The following is a 16011-nucleotide window of genomic DNA, read 5'->3' as shown; positions in this document are numbered from 1 at the left end:
GGCTCCTGTTCGTATAGCGTTAGCCAGCGACCGCGTGGCGTGCGGCGACCGGCTCGTCTTTGGTCAATTCCGACGGCAAGCGGAACTGGATAGTTTCCTCGATGCCGTCCATGAGAGTCACTTCGACCGTGTCGATGCGACGCAGCGCGTCGATCACGTCTTCGACCATGCGCTCGGGCGCGGACGCCCCTGCGGTAATACCGATGCGGGCTTTGCCGCGCACCCATTCCGGATTTACCTCGGAGCCGTCGGCCACGAGATAGCTCGGCAGCCCCATTTCGGAGCCGATTTCGCGCAGGCGGTTCGAGTTCGAGCTATTCGTCGCCCCGACCACGAGCAGCACGTCCACACGCTCGCACAGCTCGCGCACGGCGGTCTGGCGATTTTGCGTGGCGTAGCAGATGTCTTTGGTGTTCGGGCCGACGATATTGGTAAAGCGACGTTGCAGCGCAGCAATGATACCGCGAGTCTCGTCGACCGACAGCGTGGTCTGCGTCACGTACGAGACCGGTGTGTCGATGGCGAGCGGCAGGGCATCGACATCGTCCTCGGTCTGCACGAGGTGAACCGGACCGTCGATCTGGCCCATCGTCCCCTCGACTTCCGGGTGTCCGGCGTGACCGATCAGAATGACTTCGCGGCCGGCAGACACGTAGTTCTTGCCTTGAATGTGCACCTTGGTGACGAGCGGGCAGGTGGCATTGAGCACCTTCAGGCCGCGAATCTCCGCTTCCTGCTCGACGACGCGTGCGACGCCATGGGCGCTGAAAATGGTGACAGCGCCCGCAGGGGCTTCGGACAACTCGGCGATAAAGCGCGCACCCTTCGCCTTGAGCGAATCGACCACGTGTTTGTTATGGACGATCTCATGGCGAACGTAGACCGGTGCACCGTATTTTTCCAGCGCACGTTCTACGATCTCGATGGCACGTATGACACCCGCACAAAACCCGCGGGGTTGGGCAAGTAAGACTTGCATTCAGCTCTCCGGCTCAGGTCGGCCGGGATGGCGGTTTCTATCAGGTTTCCATGCGCCTGGGATCAAGGCGCGATGGAGGGTACGAGGCCAGTTTCGATGGCAAATCGTACGCACCCGCGGGGGGACCGCCGTCCGGTCGTTTGACAAGCGACGATTGTAACCGCGGCCGCCAAATATTGCTGACGACCCCCGGTAGGAAGGCGTCGGCAAGTGTTGCATAAATGTTGACGAATCGGCGCTGATCTGGATGAGTTCTGCGCCGATCCTGCCGCCATTCCCCGGAAACTTCGGAGAACGGTATTTCAATGCGTACGGCCGGAAGCCGAAGGCTTCTCTAAGTCGTTGATTTTACTTGCCGAAACGCTCGTTCTTCTCGCGCAGGTAGGCGATCAGGCTGTCGATGCCGCCTTGGGCGATGCGCGCCTTGAACTGCGGCTGGTACAACTGGATGAGCCAGGCGTTGGCCACGTTTTCGCCCATCATGTTGATGTCGTAGATCTTCCAGCCCTTGTCGGTCTTAGTAAGACGGTAAGCGACCGACAGGTTGTCGCCCGTGCCGCTGACGGTCGCGCCCACCACGACGTCACTGCTGTTCGCGGTGAGTTTCGCCGGATCGAACTTGAACGTCAGGTCGTTGCCGCGCACTTGCGAGAGTTGCAGCGCAAAGGTGTTCACGAGCAGTTGCTGGAACTGTTCGAAGACCTGCTGTTGTTGGGTGGGGGTGGCGGTGTCGAACGCCTTCGGGCCGACGGCAAAGCGCGTGGTGCGCAGAAAGTCGGCATACGGCAGGAAGTCGCGGGCGACGACGCGCGCCGTGGCGGTGACGTCACCGGTCTTCGCCGCCGGATCGGCCTTCACGCCCTTGACGACCGTCTCGACGGCCGTCTTCACCATGTCGTTCGGATTGGCGCTTGCTTGCGCCCAGGCACTGGATACGGTCGCTACGCTGCCGATACCGCTCAATGCGACGGCAGCCACCGTCATCAGGAATTTATTCATGCCAGCTTGTCTGAATAGGTTGGATTCGGGGGTAGGCCGTAGTGTAGTGCACGTGACGCACACGCGGCCCCTGTATACTGCTGCGATTTTGTAAATTCACTGTTCACTGCGCATTCTCTGGCTGATCGACGGAACTTCTCCGCAATTGGTTCCTGATTCCCGCCAATGTTTAACCTTTCGTTACGTGTTGGGTGGCGTCGGGCAATGCGTGGGACGTCACAGTGAGACTTCCACTTTCTTCCGGAACCGCTTCATGCTGACTTCGCTCGTCGTGCGCATCGTCCGTTTTTCGGCGAAGCACGCGTACCCGGTCATCTTCGCTTCGCTGCTGCTCGTGGTGGCCAGTTGCGTGTACGTCGCCAAGCATTTCGCGATCAACACCGACGTCTCCAGCCTGATCGATCTGAATACCCCGGCCGCCGAACGCGGTCGTGAAATCGACCGCGCGTTCCCGCAGAAGACCGATCTGACGCTGGCCGTCGTGCAGGCACCCGCCGCCGAGTTCGCCGACAAGGCTGCGGCCGAATTGGCGGCCAAGCTGGAAAGCGAGACGGACGTGTTCCGCGCGGTGAGTCGTCCCGGCGCGGGCGACTTCTTCGCGCACAATGCTTTGCTGTTCGCGTCGACGGACGACGTCAAGTCGCTCACCGGCAAGCTTGAAGACGCCAAACCGTTACTCAACCGTCTTGCGCAGGATCCTAGCCTTGCCGGTCTGTCGAACCTGCTGTCGGTGACGTTGCAGACGCCGTTGCTGACCGGTCAGGTGAAGCTTTCCGATATGTCGCGCCTGCTGGGCAACGCGGCAGACGCCTCGGAGGCCGTGCTCGCCAATCGTCCGGCCGCCATGTCATGGCGCGCGCTGGTCGCGCCCGATACCGTCGCACGCAGCTACGTGCAGGTGCAGCCGGTACTGGATTACGGCGCGCTCGAAGCGGGGGCCAACGCGGCCACGCGTATTCGCGATGCCGTCGCCGACCTCAAGCTTGGCGAGCGCTACGGCGCGACGGTGCGTCTCACCGGCCCGCGTCCGCTGTCGGACGAAGAGTTCGCTTCGGTGCGTCAGGACGCAGGGCCGAACGCCGTCATCACGCTGCTTGCCGTGCTCGTGGTGCTGTGGCTGGCCGTGCGCTCGGGCAAGATGATTCTCGCGGTCTTCATCACCTTGCTCGCCGGGCTGGCCGTCACGTTTGCGCTCGGTCTGATGATGGTCGGCGCGCTCAACATGATTTCCGTGGCGTTCGCGGTGCTGTTCGTCGGCATCGGTGTGGACTTCGGCATTCAGTTCGGCGTGCGCTATCGGGAAGAGCGCCATCGTCTGGAGCACGACGAAGGCAAATCGGGCGACGAAGTCCTGCGCGGCGCATTGAGTGGCGCAGGCAAGCAGATTGCGATGCCGCTCACGCTGGCCGCAGCGGCCACGGCGGCAAGCTTCTTCTCGTTCCTGCCGACGGACTATCGCGGCGTGTCCGAACTGGGCCTGATCGCGGGTGTCGGCATTCTGTGCGTTGCCTTCCCGTCGGCGATTACGTTGCTGCCTGCGCTCATCAGCGTGTTCAAACCCAAGGGCGAGCCGAGCCCGCCCGGGTTCCGCAGCCTCGGGCCGGTGGATGATTTCACCGAGAAGCACCGCAAGCCGTTGCTTTACGGCACGCTCGCACTGGTCATTGCCGGATTGCCGTTGCTCGCGCATCTGCATTTCGACTTCAATCCGCTGCATCTGAAAGATCCGCATACGGAGTCGATGGCGACGCTCATCGATCTTTCGAATTCTCCGGAAGCAGGTGTCAACGATGTGCAGTTGCTCGCGCCGAACCTCGCGGATGCCGACGCCGAAGCCGCGAAGCTGCGCGCCGTGCCGGAGATCGGTCGCGTGGTAACGCTCACCACGTTCCTGCCGTCCGACCAGCCCGCCAAGCTGGCGATGATTGGTACGGCGGCGAAGTCGCTGCTGCCGGTGCTCACGCAAACGCCGCTGGCCGCTGTGCCGGATGCCACGCGCGTCTCGGCGCTCAAGACGGCCGCAGGCCAGTTGGAAGACGCCGCACTCGATTACCCGGGCGAGGGTGCGAAGGAAGCACAGCGGCTGGCGGCGGCGATGCGCAAGCTTGCCGCGGCTGATCCGGCAACGCGTGACCGTGCGGATCGCGCGATTGCCGACCCGCTGAAGTTGGCGCTCGGTCAACTGCGCGATGCCCTGCAGCCGAAGTTGGTGACGCGTGAATCGCTGCCGAAGGACATCGCGTCCCAATGGGTGGCTGCTGACGGACGTGCTCTCGTCAACATCTCGCCGCGCGTGGAGAAGGGCGCGGACCCGAGCGACGACGTGATGCTGCGCAAGTTCACCGAGGCCGTGCTGCGTACGACGCCGGACGCCGTCGGCGGCCCGATCTCGATTCTGCGTTCGGCCAACACGATCATTCGCGCGTTTATCGAGGCAGGCGCGTGGGCGCTGCTGTCGATCACGGTGCTGCTGTGGCTGGCGCTGCGCAGCTTCGGTGACGTGCTGCGCACGCTGGTCCCGCTGCTGGTCTCGGCGGCGGTCACGCTCGAGGTGACGGTGCTGATCGGGTTGCCGCTGAACTTTGCAAACATCATTGCGCTGCCGTTGCTGCTGGGGGTCGGTGTGGCGTTCAAGATCTACTACGTGATCGCATGGCGTCACGGGCAGTACCGCTTGCTGGCGTCCGGTCTTACGCAGGCAATCGTGCTGTCTGCGGCGACCACGGGCATCGCGTTCGGCAGCCTCTGGCTGTCGCACCACCCGGGCACGTCGAGCATGGGCAAGCTGCTGGCGCTGTCGCTGGTGTGTACGCTCATCGGCGCTGTGTTCTTCCAGCCGGTGCTAATGGGTAAGCCGCGCGAGAAAGCCGTGCCGCCGAAGCAGCCCTGACCACGCGACAGCTGAAAGACAATGAGAAACGGCACCGAAAGGTGCCGTTTTTCTTAGTGTCTCAGGTGCGACGATTGAGCGGTGGATGCTCGTGTACGCCGTCAAATGCGCACTACACCGCCTCGACCGACCCACCGAGACGCTCAGCCATCGCGCGACGAATCGAGGCCGTGATGCCCGGCACATCGAGGCCAACGGAGGCCAGTTGCTGCGCGGGCGTGCCCTGATCGATGTACGTGTCGGGCAGACCCAGTTGAAGCACAGGCACCAACACGCCGTTGGCATTGAGTGCTTCCACGCAGGCCGTGCCTGCACCGCCCATCACCGCAGCTTCTTCGAGCGTCACCACGAGGTCGTGCGTTCGCGCCATCTCCAGTACCGTCGCTTCGTCCAGCGGTTTGACAAAGCGCATGTTGACCACGCTGGCGTCGAAGGCTTGCGCCACGTTTTCGGCCAACGCGACCATCGACCCGAAGGCCAGGATCGCAACACGCTTGCCTGCGGGGGCGGCGCTCTGACGGCGCACCTGCGCACGGCCGACCGGCAGCGTCGACAAACCCGCTTCGGTCTTCACGCCGGGGCCGGTGCCGCGCGGATAGCGCACCGCGCTCGGCCCATCGATGCCAAGTGCCGTCTGCAACATCTGACGGCATTCGTTCTCGTCGGCCGGGGCCATTACCACCATATTCGGGATGCAGCGCAGATAGGCGATGTCGTACGCACCCGCGTGGGTCGCACCGTCCGCACCCACCAGACCGCCACGGTCGATAGCGAAGAGGACCGGCAGATTTTGCAAGGCGACGTCATGAATCAACTGGTCGTAGCCGCGTTGCAGGAACGTCGAGTAGATCGCGACGACCGGCCGCAGACCTTCCGTCGCCAGCCCGCCCGCAAACGTGACGGCGTGCTGCTCGGCAATGCCGACGTCGTAATAGCGGTCCGGAAAACGCTTCTCGAATTCGACAAGACCGGAGCCTTCGCGCATGGCTGGCGTCACGCCGACAACGCGCTTGTCTGCCGCTGCCGCATCGCACAGCCATTCCCCGAACACCTGCGTGTAGGTTTTGGCCGAAACGGTGCCCGGTGCGGCCGGACGAATGCCTTCGCTCGGATTGAACTTGCCCGGCCCGTGGTACAGCACGGGATCGGCTTCGGCCAGCTTGTAGCCACGGCCTTTGCGTGTGACCACATGCAGGAACTGCGGCCCCTTGAGCGCCTTGATGTTCTCGAGCGCCGGGATCAGCGCGTCGAGATCGTGGCCGTCGATGGGACCGAGATAGTTGAAGCCGAATTCCTCGAACATCGTGCCTGTGGGCGAGACGATGGCCTTGGCGTGTTCTTCGAGCTTGTGAGCGAGTTCGCGCATCGGCGCGGGCGCGTTGCGCAGCAGATTGCGCACGCTTTCCTTACCCGCCGAGTAAAACTGACCGGACATCAGGCGCGTGAGGTACTGATTGAGCGCGCCGACCGGCGGCGAGATCGACATATCGTTGTCGTTGAGCACGACGAGAAACGGCAGATCGTCGTACACACCGGCATTGTTCAGCGCTTCGAACGCTTCGCCCGCAGTCATCGCGCCATCGCCAATCACGGCAATGGCGTGACGCTTTTCACCCTTGACCTTGCTGGCCAGCGCCATGCCCAGCGCTGCCGAAATCGACGTGCTCGAATGCGCCGTACCGAACGTGTCGTACGGCGATTCGTCGCGCTTCGGAAAGCCCGACAGCCCTTGCCACTGACGCAGCGTCGGCATGGCTTCGCGTCGACCCGTCAGGATCTTGTGCGGGTAGGTCTGATGACCCACGTCCCACACGATCCGGTCGTTCGGCGTATCGAAGACATAGTGCAGGGCGATCGTCAGCTCGACGGTGCCCAGATTCGACGACAGGTGCCCGCCGGTGCGCGAGACGTTCTCGAGCACGCAGGCGCGCAGTTCGTCGGCCACGCGGCGCAATTCGGGGCGCGAGAGCGCGCGCAGTTCGGCAGGGGAGCGGAGGCTGGCTAGCAGGTCTGTCATGGCTGAACGTCCGTCCCCGGCTTACTTCACCAGTCGGGCGAAGGAGGCCAGCAGGCGATCGATGTCGGCAGCCGTGAGGTTGCCCATCGTCGAGATACGGAACAGTTCCTTCGACAGACCGCCCTGACCGGCGTAAATGACGAAGCCGTCGGCTTTGAGCCAGTCGTGCAGACGCGGATAGTCGACGCCAGCTGGCAGCTTGTAGGCGCGCAGCACTACCGACGATTCGCCCGGAGGCAGCACGCTGTCGATCCCCAGCGCGGCCAGACCGGCGCGCGCTTGCTCGGCGAGTGCGCCGTAGTGCGCGTGACGCTTTTTCCAACCGCCCGCATCGTCCAGTTCGCGCAGGGCTTCGACGAGCGCGTAGTAAGCCTGCACGGACGGCGTGAACGGCGTATTGCGCTCGGCCTGCAGCTTGGCGAGGCGCGCGATATCCAGATAGTAGGTGCGGGCGAACGCCTTCGCGAGGGCTGCCTTGCGCACGAGCACGAACGACACGCCCGGCACGCCGTGCACGCACTTGTTCGCGGTCGCGGCGACGGCGACGATGGCGGAGTCGTTGAAGTCGATGGCTTCGGCAGCGAAGCTGCTCACGCCGTCGACCAGCAGGTCGATACCGCGCTCACGGCACACACGCGAGATGCCCGTCAGATCGTTCAGACGGCCGGTGGTCGTCTCGTGGTGAATGATCGCGACATTCGTGTACGGACGCTCGCCTGCGGCGTCCAGCTTGGCGACGATCTGCGCCAGCTCCGGCGCTTGCATCCATTCGAAATGGATGACGTCGTGATCGATGCGATATTGCTTCGCGATCTGCGAGATGCGCTCGCCATACACGCCGTTCTCGACGATCAGCAGGCGGCCGCCTTCCGGCACGAGGCCAGCCGTCATGCTCTCGACGGCCGCCGTGCCCGAACCGGTCATCAGCACCGGCGTCCACTCGGCCGGGTCGAGGCCGTAGACGGCCGTCAGACGTGCGCGGGCTTCGTCCTGCAAGTCGAAGAATTCAGGCTCGCGGTGGCACAGATCGGGTTGCAGCAGACTCTTGCGAACACGCTCGGTCAGGGTAACGGGGCCCGGATTCAGTAACAGCATGGCGAAGCTTCCTCGGCAGATATCGTAAAGGGGGATCGCTCAGGCCGAAGCCTGTGCGCGTTGTGCAATATGGTCCATCAGTCGCGACTTCACGGCTTCCGGCGTCACCTTCGGACGCGGCAGGCCGTCCGGCGTGCCAGGGCGCGTCGTCAGACATGCGAAGCGCGGGCCGTCGTTCAGGCTATGGCTACGACCGTCGAACAACTGCTCGATGACGTCGAGCGTATCGCCCTCGAGCGCCAGCGCGTAGCCGCTGGCCGCGGCGACACCGGCGAACGACACCGTCGGCGAGACCGTCGCCTGTGCGCCGGTCGAGTCGTGCGAGGCGTTATCGAGCAGCAGATGGATAAGGTTCGACGGGCCGTAAGCGCCCAGTGTCGCAAATGCGCCCATGCGCATGAGTGCCGCACCGTCGCCGTCGAGCGCGACCACGCGCAGGTCCGGCCGCGCGAGCGCGAGACCCAGCGCCAGCGTCGTCACACATCCCATCGAGCCGACCATATAGAGCTGGTTGGCACGGTCGTCGAGGGCGTAGAGTTCGCGCCCGCAGAAGCCGGTCGATGCCAGCACGACGGTGCCTTCGAGCGGCGTGTGTGCGATGACGCGGGCGAGGGCGTCGCGACGCGTCGGCATGTCCGACGGCGCAACACCGCGCATGACCGACACCGGTGCCGGTTGTGCCGGACGTGCGGGACGCTCCGACGGTTGCAGCGGGAACGGCGCCACGCTGCCCTTTTGCATCACCAGCGCATAGGGGCGGCCGGTCTCGTCCATATGACGCACCGCGCGCTCCAGCGCCGGTGCAATCGCATCGGGCTCGGTCGGGAACAACTCCCAGGGCACTTCCATCAGGTCGAGCATGGCCGGCGTGATCGGGCCCATGAGCGCGTGTTGCGGCTCATCGGTAATGCCCGGTTGGCCGCGCCACGTCACGATCAGCAACTGTGGCAGGCGGAACGTCCAGGTGAGCGACGTGAGCGGGCTGACGGCGTTGCCGAGGCCCGAGTTCTGCATCATCGTGACCGAGCGCGCGCCACGGCCTTCACCGAGCGTCGCGCCTGCTGCGATGGCGACCGCGTCGCCCTCGTTGGCCGCCGACAGGTAGTGCAGCGTCGGGTCTTGCAGCACGTAATTGATGAACGGCGTGAGGAACGAACACGGCACACCGGTGTACCAGGTGAAGCCGTGCTTGCGCGCGGCTTCGACGAACTGACCTGCCTCAATCACCTTGCGTCTCCGGAGCGGTGCCGCTGAACGGCGTCTGACCATGGGCGAAATCGGCCGCGCGGCGGAATTCTTCCATGTCGTTCACACCGCGCCAGTGGCCGTGCACGTATTGCACCTCGATCTTGGCGCCATCGGCGGCCAGCGCATTGATTAGTTCGGGCATGCCGAGCTGGTCGAAATCGGCGCGCGTCTGAAGCGCGGCGAAAACGCGTTGGAGTTGCGCGCGGCCTTCGTCGCCACGCACACCGAGCAGACCGATCCAGCGGCCGTTGGGCGTGCGGCCCGCGTCCGAGGCGTCGCCGCTGATCTTTTCGAGCAGCACTTGCTGACCGAACAGGCCACGGTCGTCACCTGCCGAGCAATACGCGAAGTCGCGCACGCTGGCGTTAGCCGCGTTGGCAGTGGCCGCCGCCGTGGAGTCGACCACGACGGTGAAGTCCGCAGCGCTCTCGACCAGATCGCGCACGATGTAGCTGCGGAACAGCAGGTCGCCGTATGACACCACGGTGTCTTGCGTGAAGGCGTTGGCAACGCGGGCGAGCGAAGCCAGTTCGCCCGTCTCGGCGTGACGTTCGTTGACGGCGAGCGTGATCCCGGCGGTGTCGATCGCGTCGGCACGATAGCCGCCCACGACCGTAATGTCGTTCACGTTCTGCTTCTTGAAGCCGTCGACCAGCCAGCGCAGCAGCGGCTTGCCCGCGACTGGCAGCATGACCTTCGGACGGTCGGTCGTCACGCTTTCCAGGTTCTTGCCGCGGCTGGCGGCCAGCACGATGGCCGAGCGCGGTGCATTGGCGGCGGACAGGTAGCGGTCTTCGGCCTGTGTGTACTCGTCGGCGTCTTGCAGACGGAAAATCTCGTCCACGGTGGCCACGCGGTCTTCGACGTTGATGAGCGTTTCGTTGCGGTGAATCTCAGCGGCCACCGACTGCATGGCCGAGGTCGCGGCGCGCAGCAGATGGTTCGCCCAGATCACGAGGCTGATCCCGGCTTCGCGGAACACGTCGGTCGGCGTGCTGTAGTACTTCGTCGGCACGATCACCAGCGGGCAGCGGTTGCCCCACTCACGCGCGAATTGCACGATTTCATCGGCGCGCTTGAGCTTGCTGTGGATCAGGATGGCGTCCGCCCCGGCCTGATGGTAGGCCTCGGCACGACGCAGGGCCTCTTCCATGCCCCAGCCTGCAATCAGCGCTTCGACCCGCGCCACGATGGAGAAATCGTCGTCGGCCTGCGAGTCCTTACCGGCCTTGATCTTGCCGCAGAACTCGTCGATGTCGGCCAGCGGCTGACGTTCGCCGCCGATGAAGCTGTTGGTCTTCGGGAAGACCTTGTCTTCGATGCACACGCCAGCGATGCCACGCTGTTCGAGCTTGCGCACGAGACGTCGCATGTTGTTGAAGTTGCCGTAACCGGTGTCGCCGTCGAGCAGGATCGGCAGATCGCTGGCGTCTGCCATGAATTCGAGGTTGTCGACAACCTGCGTCCAGCTGGCTTCGTTGTTGTCGCGAACGCCGAACTGCGCCGAAATGGTCAGACCGGACGCCCAGATGCCCTTGAATCCGGCTTCGCGCACGATACGCGCGGAAATGCCGTTGTGGGCTTCCATCAGGAATTCGAGCTGATTGCTGAGCAGCATGGCGCGCAGTTGTGCTGCACGCGTGGCCGTCGGCGGAAGGGTAAATGCGTCGGGAGCGTTCATTCGGACACCATCGTGAGCGGTTCGAGTTGCGGCAGCACCTGATCGGCGGCGCGCTTCACATCTTCAGGGTAGTCGATTTCGATCCACGGGAAGCCCGTGACGTCGGCGGTTTCGAATTGCGCGCCGCGCTCCAGCAGCAGATCGCGCACGGCTTCTTCGTGCGGCATCTTGGCGCGGCCCGATTCGACGTAATCGCGCGTGATTTCCGCCAGACGCGTTGCCGTCGCTTCGTTGAAACGGAAGAAACCGACGGACTCGCCGACGGTATCGTATTCGAGGCCGACCATGACCTGCTTGCGCAGCTCGACCGGCACGCCGTCGCGCAGGCACAGCTTGACCGGCTCGTCGCCGACTTCGAAGTCGCGGTCGATGAGCAGACGGTTGGCCGTCTTACCCGCCACGAGCGCGTTGAAAATGCGTTGGTCGTAGAGCACGTCCGCATCCATGACGAGCACATCGCCACCGGCGGTCATGGCTTCGGCCGTGGTGTGCAGCGTGAGCACGCTGCCCAGATTGAATTCCGGGTTGAGGTAAATCTTGGGACGCGGCGTCCAGTTCAGACGCTCCAGTTCCTCGCTCACTTGCTCGTGATGGAACCCGAGCGCGAGCACGACGTCCGTAATGCCGGCCGCTGCCAGCATGCGAAGGTGACGCTCCAGCAGCGACATGCCGTCGAACTTCAGCAGGCACTTGGGCGACTGCTTGTCTTCGGGCTGGAGCAAACGCAGGCCCATGCCTGCTGCGAGAATAATGGCCCGCATGGTCGATATCCTTCTTTAGAGCGGTGCAGTATCCGTGGCGGTGGGCAGCGGCACGCTTTGCTGCGCAGCGCGCTGACGACGCCAGCCACGTTCGGAGAAATGCAGATAGACGAGGCCAGGTACGCCGAGCAGCAGCTCGCGCGTACGTTTGGCCAGCGACAGGGCCAGCGCGGCGTCGGCCGGCAGACCCACGAGCGGGGCGAGCAGCAGGTAACCGCCTTCCTGCACGCCGAGCGAACCCGGCACGAAGAAGGCAGCACCGCGAATCGCCTGCCCGAGACTTTCAAGCAGCAGCGCGTCGACCCAGCTCACCGGATGCCCGATGAATTGCAGAATCAGCCAGACTTCGACGGTGCCGACGATCCAGCCCACAAGGCTGAGCAGAAAGCTGGCGAGCACCTGACGGCGATGACCGTACATGCGCTGCACGATTTCGTCGACGGCATCCGCACGGTCGAGCAACGACGACCAGTCGCGCTTGGACGACATCTTCGAGAGCATGCGGAACGCCCAGCCGAAGATGCCGCGACGCTGAGCGACATAGAACGCGTAGAGGAGGGCTGAGACGAGTGCCGTCGCGAGCAACATCGGCAGCCACAGGCTGTCGCTGGTGCTCTGCGTGGCGCTGATGCCGAACACGGCCAGTCCCAGCAGGGCAAACACGATTTGCGCCACGGCTTGCAGCGTGGTGCTGACGGTAATGGCGGCAGCCGCTTCGCGACCGGCCATGCCGCGTTGTTTCATTTGACGCACCATCGCGATCGGACCGCCGATCTGCCCGGCGGGCAGCAGGCTGTTGACCGATTCGCCGACCCAGCGCGTGAGCGTGGCGCGGCCGAGCGTGCACGACTTCGATACCAGCACCTGAATGGCGGCGGCGTCGAGCACCAGCGGCACGAGGTGGAAGGCGGCGATAGGCAGCAGGCCCCAGCCAGCGGCGGCCAGCGTGGACATCACCGATCCCGTGCCCTGCCAGATCAGCAGGGCGACGAAAAGGGCGAAACCGAGGGTGAGTGAGACGATGGCGGTCCGGTTCATTTAGCGTTTCGTCCGTCCAAAAATCTGACGAAACACTTGCCGGAAACCAAAGTAGGCAACAGCGTCCTTCATATTGGAGATGAAGCGCTGCCAGGCGCCCATGCGCGGGTCGGTCACATACTCGAACGTGAGCGAAATACGCTCTTCGTTATCGCCGAGCGGCGTGATCCGGTGATGCAGCTTGTCCCCGTCGAAGAACACCAGCGCGCCCGGCGGATACGCCACAGCGCCGTCGACTTGCGTCACGCCCGGATTGCGCGTGTGCAGACGGTATTCGAGCTTGCAGCTCGATTGGTCCACTACGCCGAGCAGCAGCGTGTAGCGGCGACCCTTGTAGTAGGAGGTGTCATAGTGCCAGCCGATGTGATCGCCCGGACGCGTGTAGTAATACAGCGCATACGCGTGCGGATCTTCCTGCGGCGACGGCAGGAGCTTCTCGCCCGCCAGACGCTCAAGGAAGCCGATCAGGGCAGGCGAGCGGTACAGCTCGGCCACGAACGGGGCCAGCTCGTCGAGCGTATGACGGCTCACGCTGCCGCCCTGCTTGTGGCCGGGCAAATAGTTGCGGTTGACGTTGGGCGTGACGGCGCGCGCGGCGGCGATCAGTTGCTCCGTGACCGATTGCGGCAGGAACTTCTCCATATAGACGAAGGCGTCCTGCGACTTGAACTCACGCGTGACGCCGTCGAGGTCCACGGCATCGAGGGCGTGCTCGATCTCTGCGTCTGCGGCAAACGCGGCGGGCGCCAATGGGGCGATCGGGGCCATCGGTGCGGCCGAGGCGGATGCTGCGCTAGCTGATTCGTCAGCCTTCACCGGCAGCGGACGGCGCATCACGCGCACGTAATCGGCCACGACCAGCAGTGCGAAGAGCGGTGCTCCGATGGCGGCGGCGATCAGGAAGCCGCGTGTGCCGTCGAACAGCGTGACGAGCGGCATCAGATACAGCACGTCTTCGGTTTCGAAGCCACCGACGGAGGCCTGCTTGGTCCCGGCCTTGCCCACACGCTCCTCGATACGCATGCGCAGAAAGAAGATCAGCGCGACGGCGAAGCCAGCGATCCAGCCGAGCGCCGAGGCCGACAGCGGGACGGGCAGCGGGAAGTGACCGGGGGCCATCGCGTCGACACCCATGCCGATGCCGCCAAACAACAGCACCGTGACGAAAGCGTCGGACGCGAGGTCGTAAAAGTGACCGATCCGGCTGGTCTTGCCGCTGATACGGGCAAGCTCGCCATCCGTGTGGTCGATGAAGTTCGAGAGCACAAGCAGCAGCGCGCCGAGATTGGCCATCGCATAGCCGCCCCTGGCGAACGCCCAGGCGCAAGCGAGGCCCACGATCAGACGAACCGTCGTGAGGTGATTCGGCGTAACCGCTGTATTCACGAGCGGCGTGACCAGCCAGCGCGCGAGGCGGGCGTCGTACTGACGCGGGCGCGGCGGCACGGGACGTGCGGTTTCGCTTGTGGCCGGCGCAGCAGCAGGCGCCGAAATGATTTTCGGTATCGTTTCCATGAGGGGGGAATATATACCCATAAAGCGGTAATGTGCAGTGCACTTAAAACACCTGTACCTACCGCGACAACCTTGGCAATTCAGGGCATTGACGCGCGATAAACCTTGCGCTGCAGTGCGGGCTGAGTGTTCCGAAGGGTCTGCAAATACCCCTAATTACTACGTTAGGCGATGGGCGTTCCGAGTTCGCGATTATATTCCGCAATACTGTATTTCGCTTTAGAGCCATCCGGCGTCCTTTTGACGCACCGTGTTGCGCCGGATCGCGGTAATCCCGGCCGTTTTGCCGTAAAAAACGACTTTTGTTCGGTATAGCGGCATTCAGGCGATGCGCGGATAATGGCGATCCCGTCGCTATTTTGCGGTGTCTTCCGACCGCACTTCTCCCAATGTCCCAAACGATTGCCATTCTTACCGGTGCTTCCCGTGGTCTCGGCGCATCGCTCGCGCGCGGTTTGCTCGCGCCCGGCACCCAACTCGTGACGCTGGCACGTCGCACGGACGACGAACTCGCCGCGCTGGCCACCGAAAAGGGCGTCAAGCTCGAACAGATCGCGGTCGATCTCGCCGACACCGCTGCTGCCGCCCAGACGGCCGAGCGCATCTTCGCTTCGCTGCCACGCGACGCCGGACGGTACCTGCTAATTAATAATGCCGGTACGGTGCACCCGGTCGCCAACTCGGCGGCGCTCAATGACCCGGCGGCCATCGGGGCGGCGTTCGCGCTGAACGTAACGTCGGTCATGTTGCTGACGTCGCGCTTTCTCGCCAGCACGCAAGGGCTGACGGCCAAGCGCCAGATCGTGAACATCTCCTCGGGCGCGGGCCGCAATCCGAATGCCGGGTGGGCTGTCTACTGTTCTACGAAGGCCGCGCTAGATATGTATACGCGCGTGGTCAATGCGGAGCATCGCGAGCACGGCGTCCAGGCGATTTCGCTGGCCCCGGGCGTCGTGGACACAGGCATGCAGGAGACGATTCGCAGCAGCAGCGTCGAAAGCTTCCCTGCGTTGGCACGTTTTCAGGATCTCAAGGCGAGCGGCAAGCTGTCGTCGCCGGAAGACGTCGCCCGTCGCATTCTGGCGCTGACCGAACGCGACGACTTCGGTCAGACCGAAATCGACGACATCCGCAACTACGCGTAAAAAAAACCGGTCAGCGATTCGGCTGGCCGGTGTCGTTTCAGCGCAGTACGGGTTGACCGGGCGTAATGTGAGTTCTGAGCGTTCAGCGCGGGATGCGCATGACGCATTACGCCGGGGACAGCCTATTGCTCCGTGCTGGTGACGAAGACACTGCCGTTGCGCTCCGGCGCATAGAGAATCAGCGTGGGCGCGTGAATGTCGAAGGCGCGTTCGCAGGCTTCGCTGAACGAATCGAACTGCACGGCCCATGCGCCATTGCGCACATAACAGTGCGTGATGGTGTCGGTGCGCCGATCGAATTCCTGCCCAAGAAACACGCCCTGCGTGTAGCACCAGACGACGAACCCGTGAAAGTCCGCCTGCTCCGGCGCGCGAAAGACACGCCAGCGGGCGTCGTCCCGTCCGGCCTGACGCGCCGTCGCGCCCGCCGCCCAACGTTCGAAACCGTCGTGTCGTTTGCGTTGCTCCATGTCGTCGTACCCCCTATGGGTGAACCGCCCTCCGGGTGCCGAAATTCGACATCCCCGGGCGCGTTTTCATAGTCGGAATTTGTTCCTGGCATTTCTATCAGGCAATTCCGAAAGACGGCAGGGAATTTCTCCAAAGGAACCAGCGGGAGTCCGCAACTAACGGTGCGCGTGGG

General features: G+C 63.9%; 12 protein-coding genes and 1 pseudogene. 2 read left to right on the top strand and 11 right to left on the bottom strand.

The features are described 5' to 3' along the window. Positions 1–19: 19 nt before the first annotated feature. Both ispH and NA29_RS16895 read right to left on the bottom strand, forming a co-directional pair. Positions 20–979, bottom strand: a complete 960-nt coding sequence (gene ispH / locus NA29_RS16900; RefSeq protein ID WP_039399745.1) for a 4-hydroxy-3-methylbut-2-enyl diphosphate reductase — start codon at positions 977–979, stop codon at positions 20–22. Positions 980–1327: 348 nt separating this feature from the next. Further along, a complete protein-coding gene (locus NA29_RS16895) occupies positions 1328–1978 on the bottom strand; it encodes an MlaC/ttg2D family ABC transporter substrate-binding protein (protein ID WP_039399743.1) in 651 nt (216 codons plus the stop codon). Positions 1979–2231: 253 nt separating this feature from the next. Between NA29_RS16895 and hpnN the strand changes: the two genes are divergently transcribed. Beyond that, a complete protein-coding gene (gene hpnN, locus NA29_RS16890) occupies positions 2232–4868 on the top strand; it encodes a hopanoid transporter HpnN (protein WP_039399741.1) in 2637 nt (878 codons plus the stop codon). A gap of 112 nt (positions 4869–4980) precedes the next feature. Here the strand turns inward: hpnN and dxs are convergent, their stop codons facing one another. The 8 genes and pseudogenes from dxs to NA29_RS26645 all read right to left on the bottom strand — a co-directional run. Next, positions 4981–6885: a 1-deoxy-D-xylulose-5-phosphate synthase gene (gene dxs, locus NA29_RS16885; RefSeq protein ID WP_039399734.1), complete on the bottom strand. Its 1905-nt coding sequence runs from the start codon at positions 6883–6885 to the stop codon at positions 4981–4983. Between the two features lie 21 nt (positions 6886–6906). Next, positions 6907–7980 (bottom strand): 2-aminoethylphosphonate aminotransferase, encoded by a 1074-nt coding sequence (locus NA29_RS16880; RefSeq protein WP_039399732.1) that lies wholly within the window; start codon positions 7978–7980, stop codon positions 6907–6909. A 39-nt stretch (positions 7981–8019) separates the two neighbouring features. Next, positions 8020–9207, bottom strand: coding sequence for a phosphonopyruvate decarboxylase (gene aepY, locus NA29_RS16875; RefSeq protein ID WP_039399731.1), 1188 nt, complete (start codon positions 9205–9207; stop codon positions 8020–8022). Continuing rightward, positions 9200–10909, bottom strand: coding sequence for a phosphoenolpyruvate mutase (gene aepX, locus NA29_RS16870; RefSeq protein WP_039399730.1), 1710 nt, complete (start codon positions 10907–10909; stop codon positions 9200–9202). The genes aepY and aepX overlap by 8 nt, the downstream gene beginning before the upstream one ends. Then, the gene (locus tag NA29_RS16865; protein WP_039399729.1) at positions 10906–11670 is read right to left on the bottom strand and encodes a phosphocholine cytidylyltransferase family protein; all 765 of its coding nucleotides are present in this window, start codon (positions 11668–11670) and stop codon (positions 10906–10908) included. Before NA29_RS16865 ends, aepX begins: the two co-directional genes overlap by 4 nt. A 15-nt stretch (positions 11671–11685) precedes the next feature. Continuing rightward, positions 11686–12708, bottom strand: coding sequence for a flippase-like domain-containing protein (locus NA29_RS16860; protein ID WP_039399728.1), 1023 nt, complete (start codon positions 12706–12708; stop codon positions 11686–11688). Then, entirely contained in the window at positions 12709–13530 is an 822-nt protein-coding gene (locus tag NA29_RS26370; protein ID WP_039403849.1) for a HalD/BesD family halogenase, read from the bottom strand. Further along, positions 13522–14223, bottom strand: a pseudogene (locus NA29_RS26645) (CDP-alcohol phosphatidyltransferase family protein); the annotation flags it as partial. The pseudogene NA29_RS26645 and the gene NA29_RS26370, both read right to left, overlap by 9 nt. A gap of 389 nt (positions 14224–14612) precedes the next feature. Here NA29_RS26645 and NA29_RS16845 point away from each other — a divergent pair. Continuing rightward, positions 14613–15368 (top strand): SDR family oxidoreductase, encoded by a 756-nt coding sequence (locus NA29_RS16845; RefSeq protein WP_039399725.1) that lies wholly within the window; start codon positions 14613–14615, stop codon positions 15366–15368. 122 nt (positions 15369–15490) lie between these two features. Here NA29_RS16845 and NA29_RS16840 read toward each other — a convergent pair whose 3' ends face one another. Further along, a complete protein-coding gene (locus tag NA29_RS16840; RefSeq protein ID WP_039399723.1) occupies positions 15491–15838 on the bottom strand; it encodes a hypothetical protein in 348 nt (115 codons plus the stop codon). Positions 15839–16011: the final 173 nt, after the last annotated feature.

The sequence above is a fragment of the Pandoraea sputorum genome, assembly GCF_000814845.2.
In the GTDB taxonomy this organism is placed as follows: Bacteria; Pseudomonadota; Gammaproteobacteria; order Burkholderiales; family Burkholderiaceae; genus Pandoraea; species Pandoraea sputorum.
The sequence above is the reverse complement of the archived record's forward strand: the minus strand, read 5'-3'. Positions and strand labels throughout refer to the sequence as shown.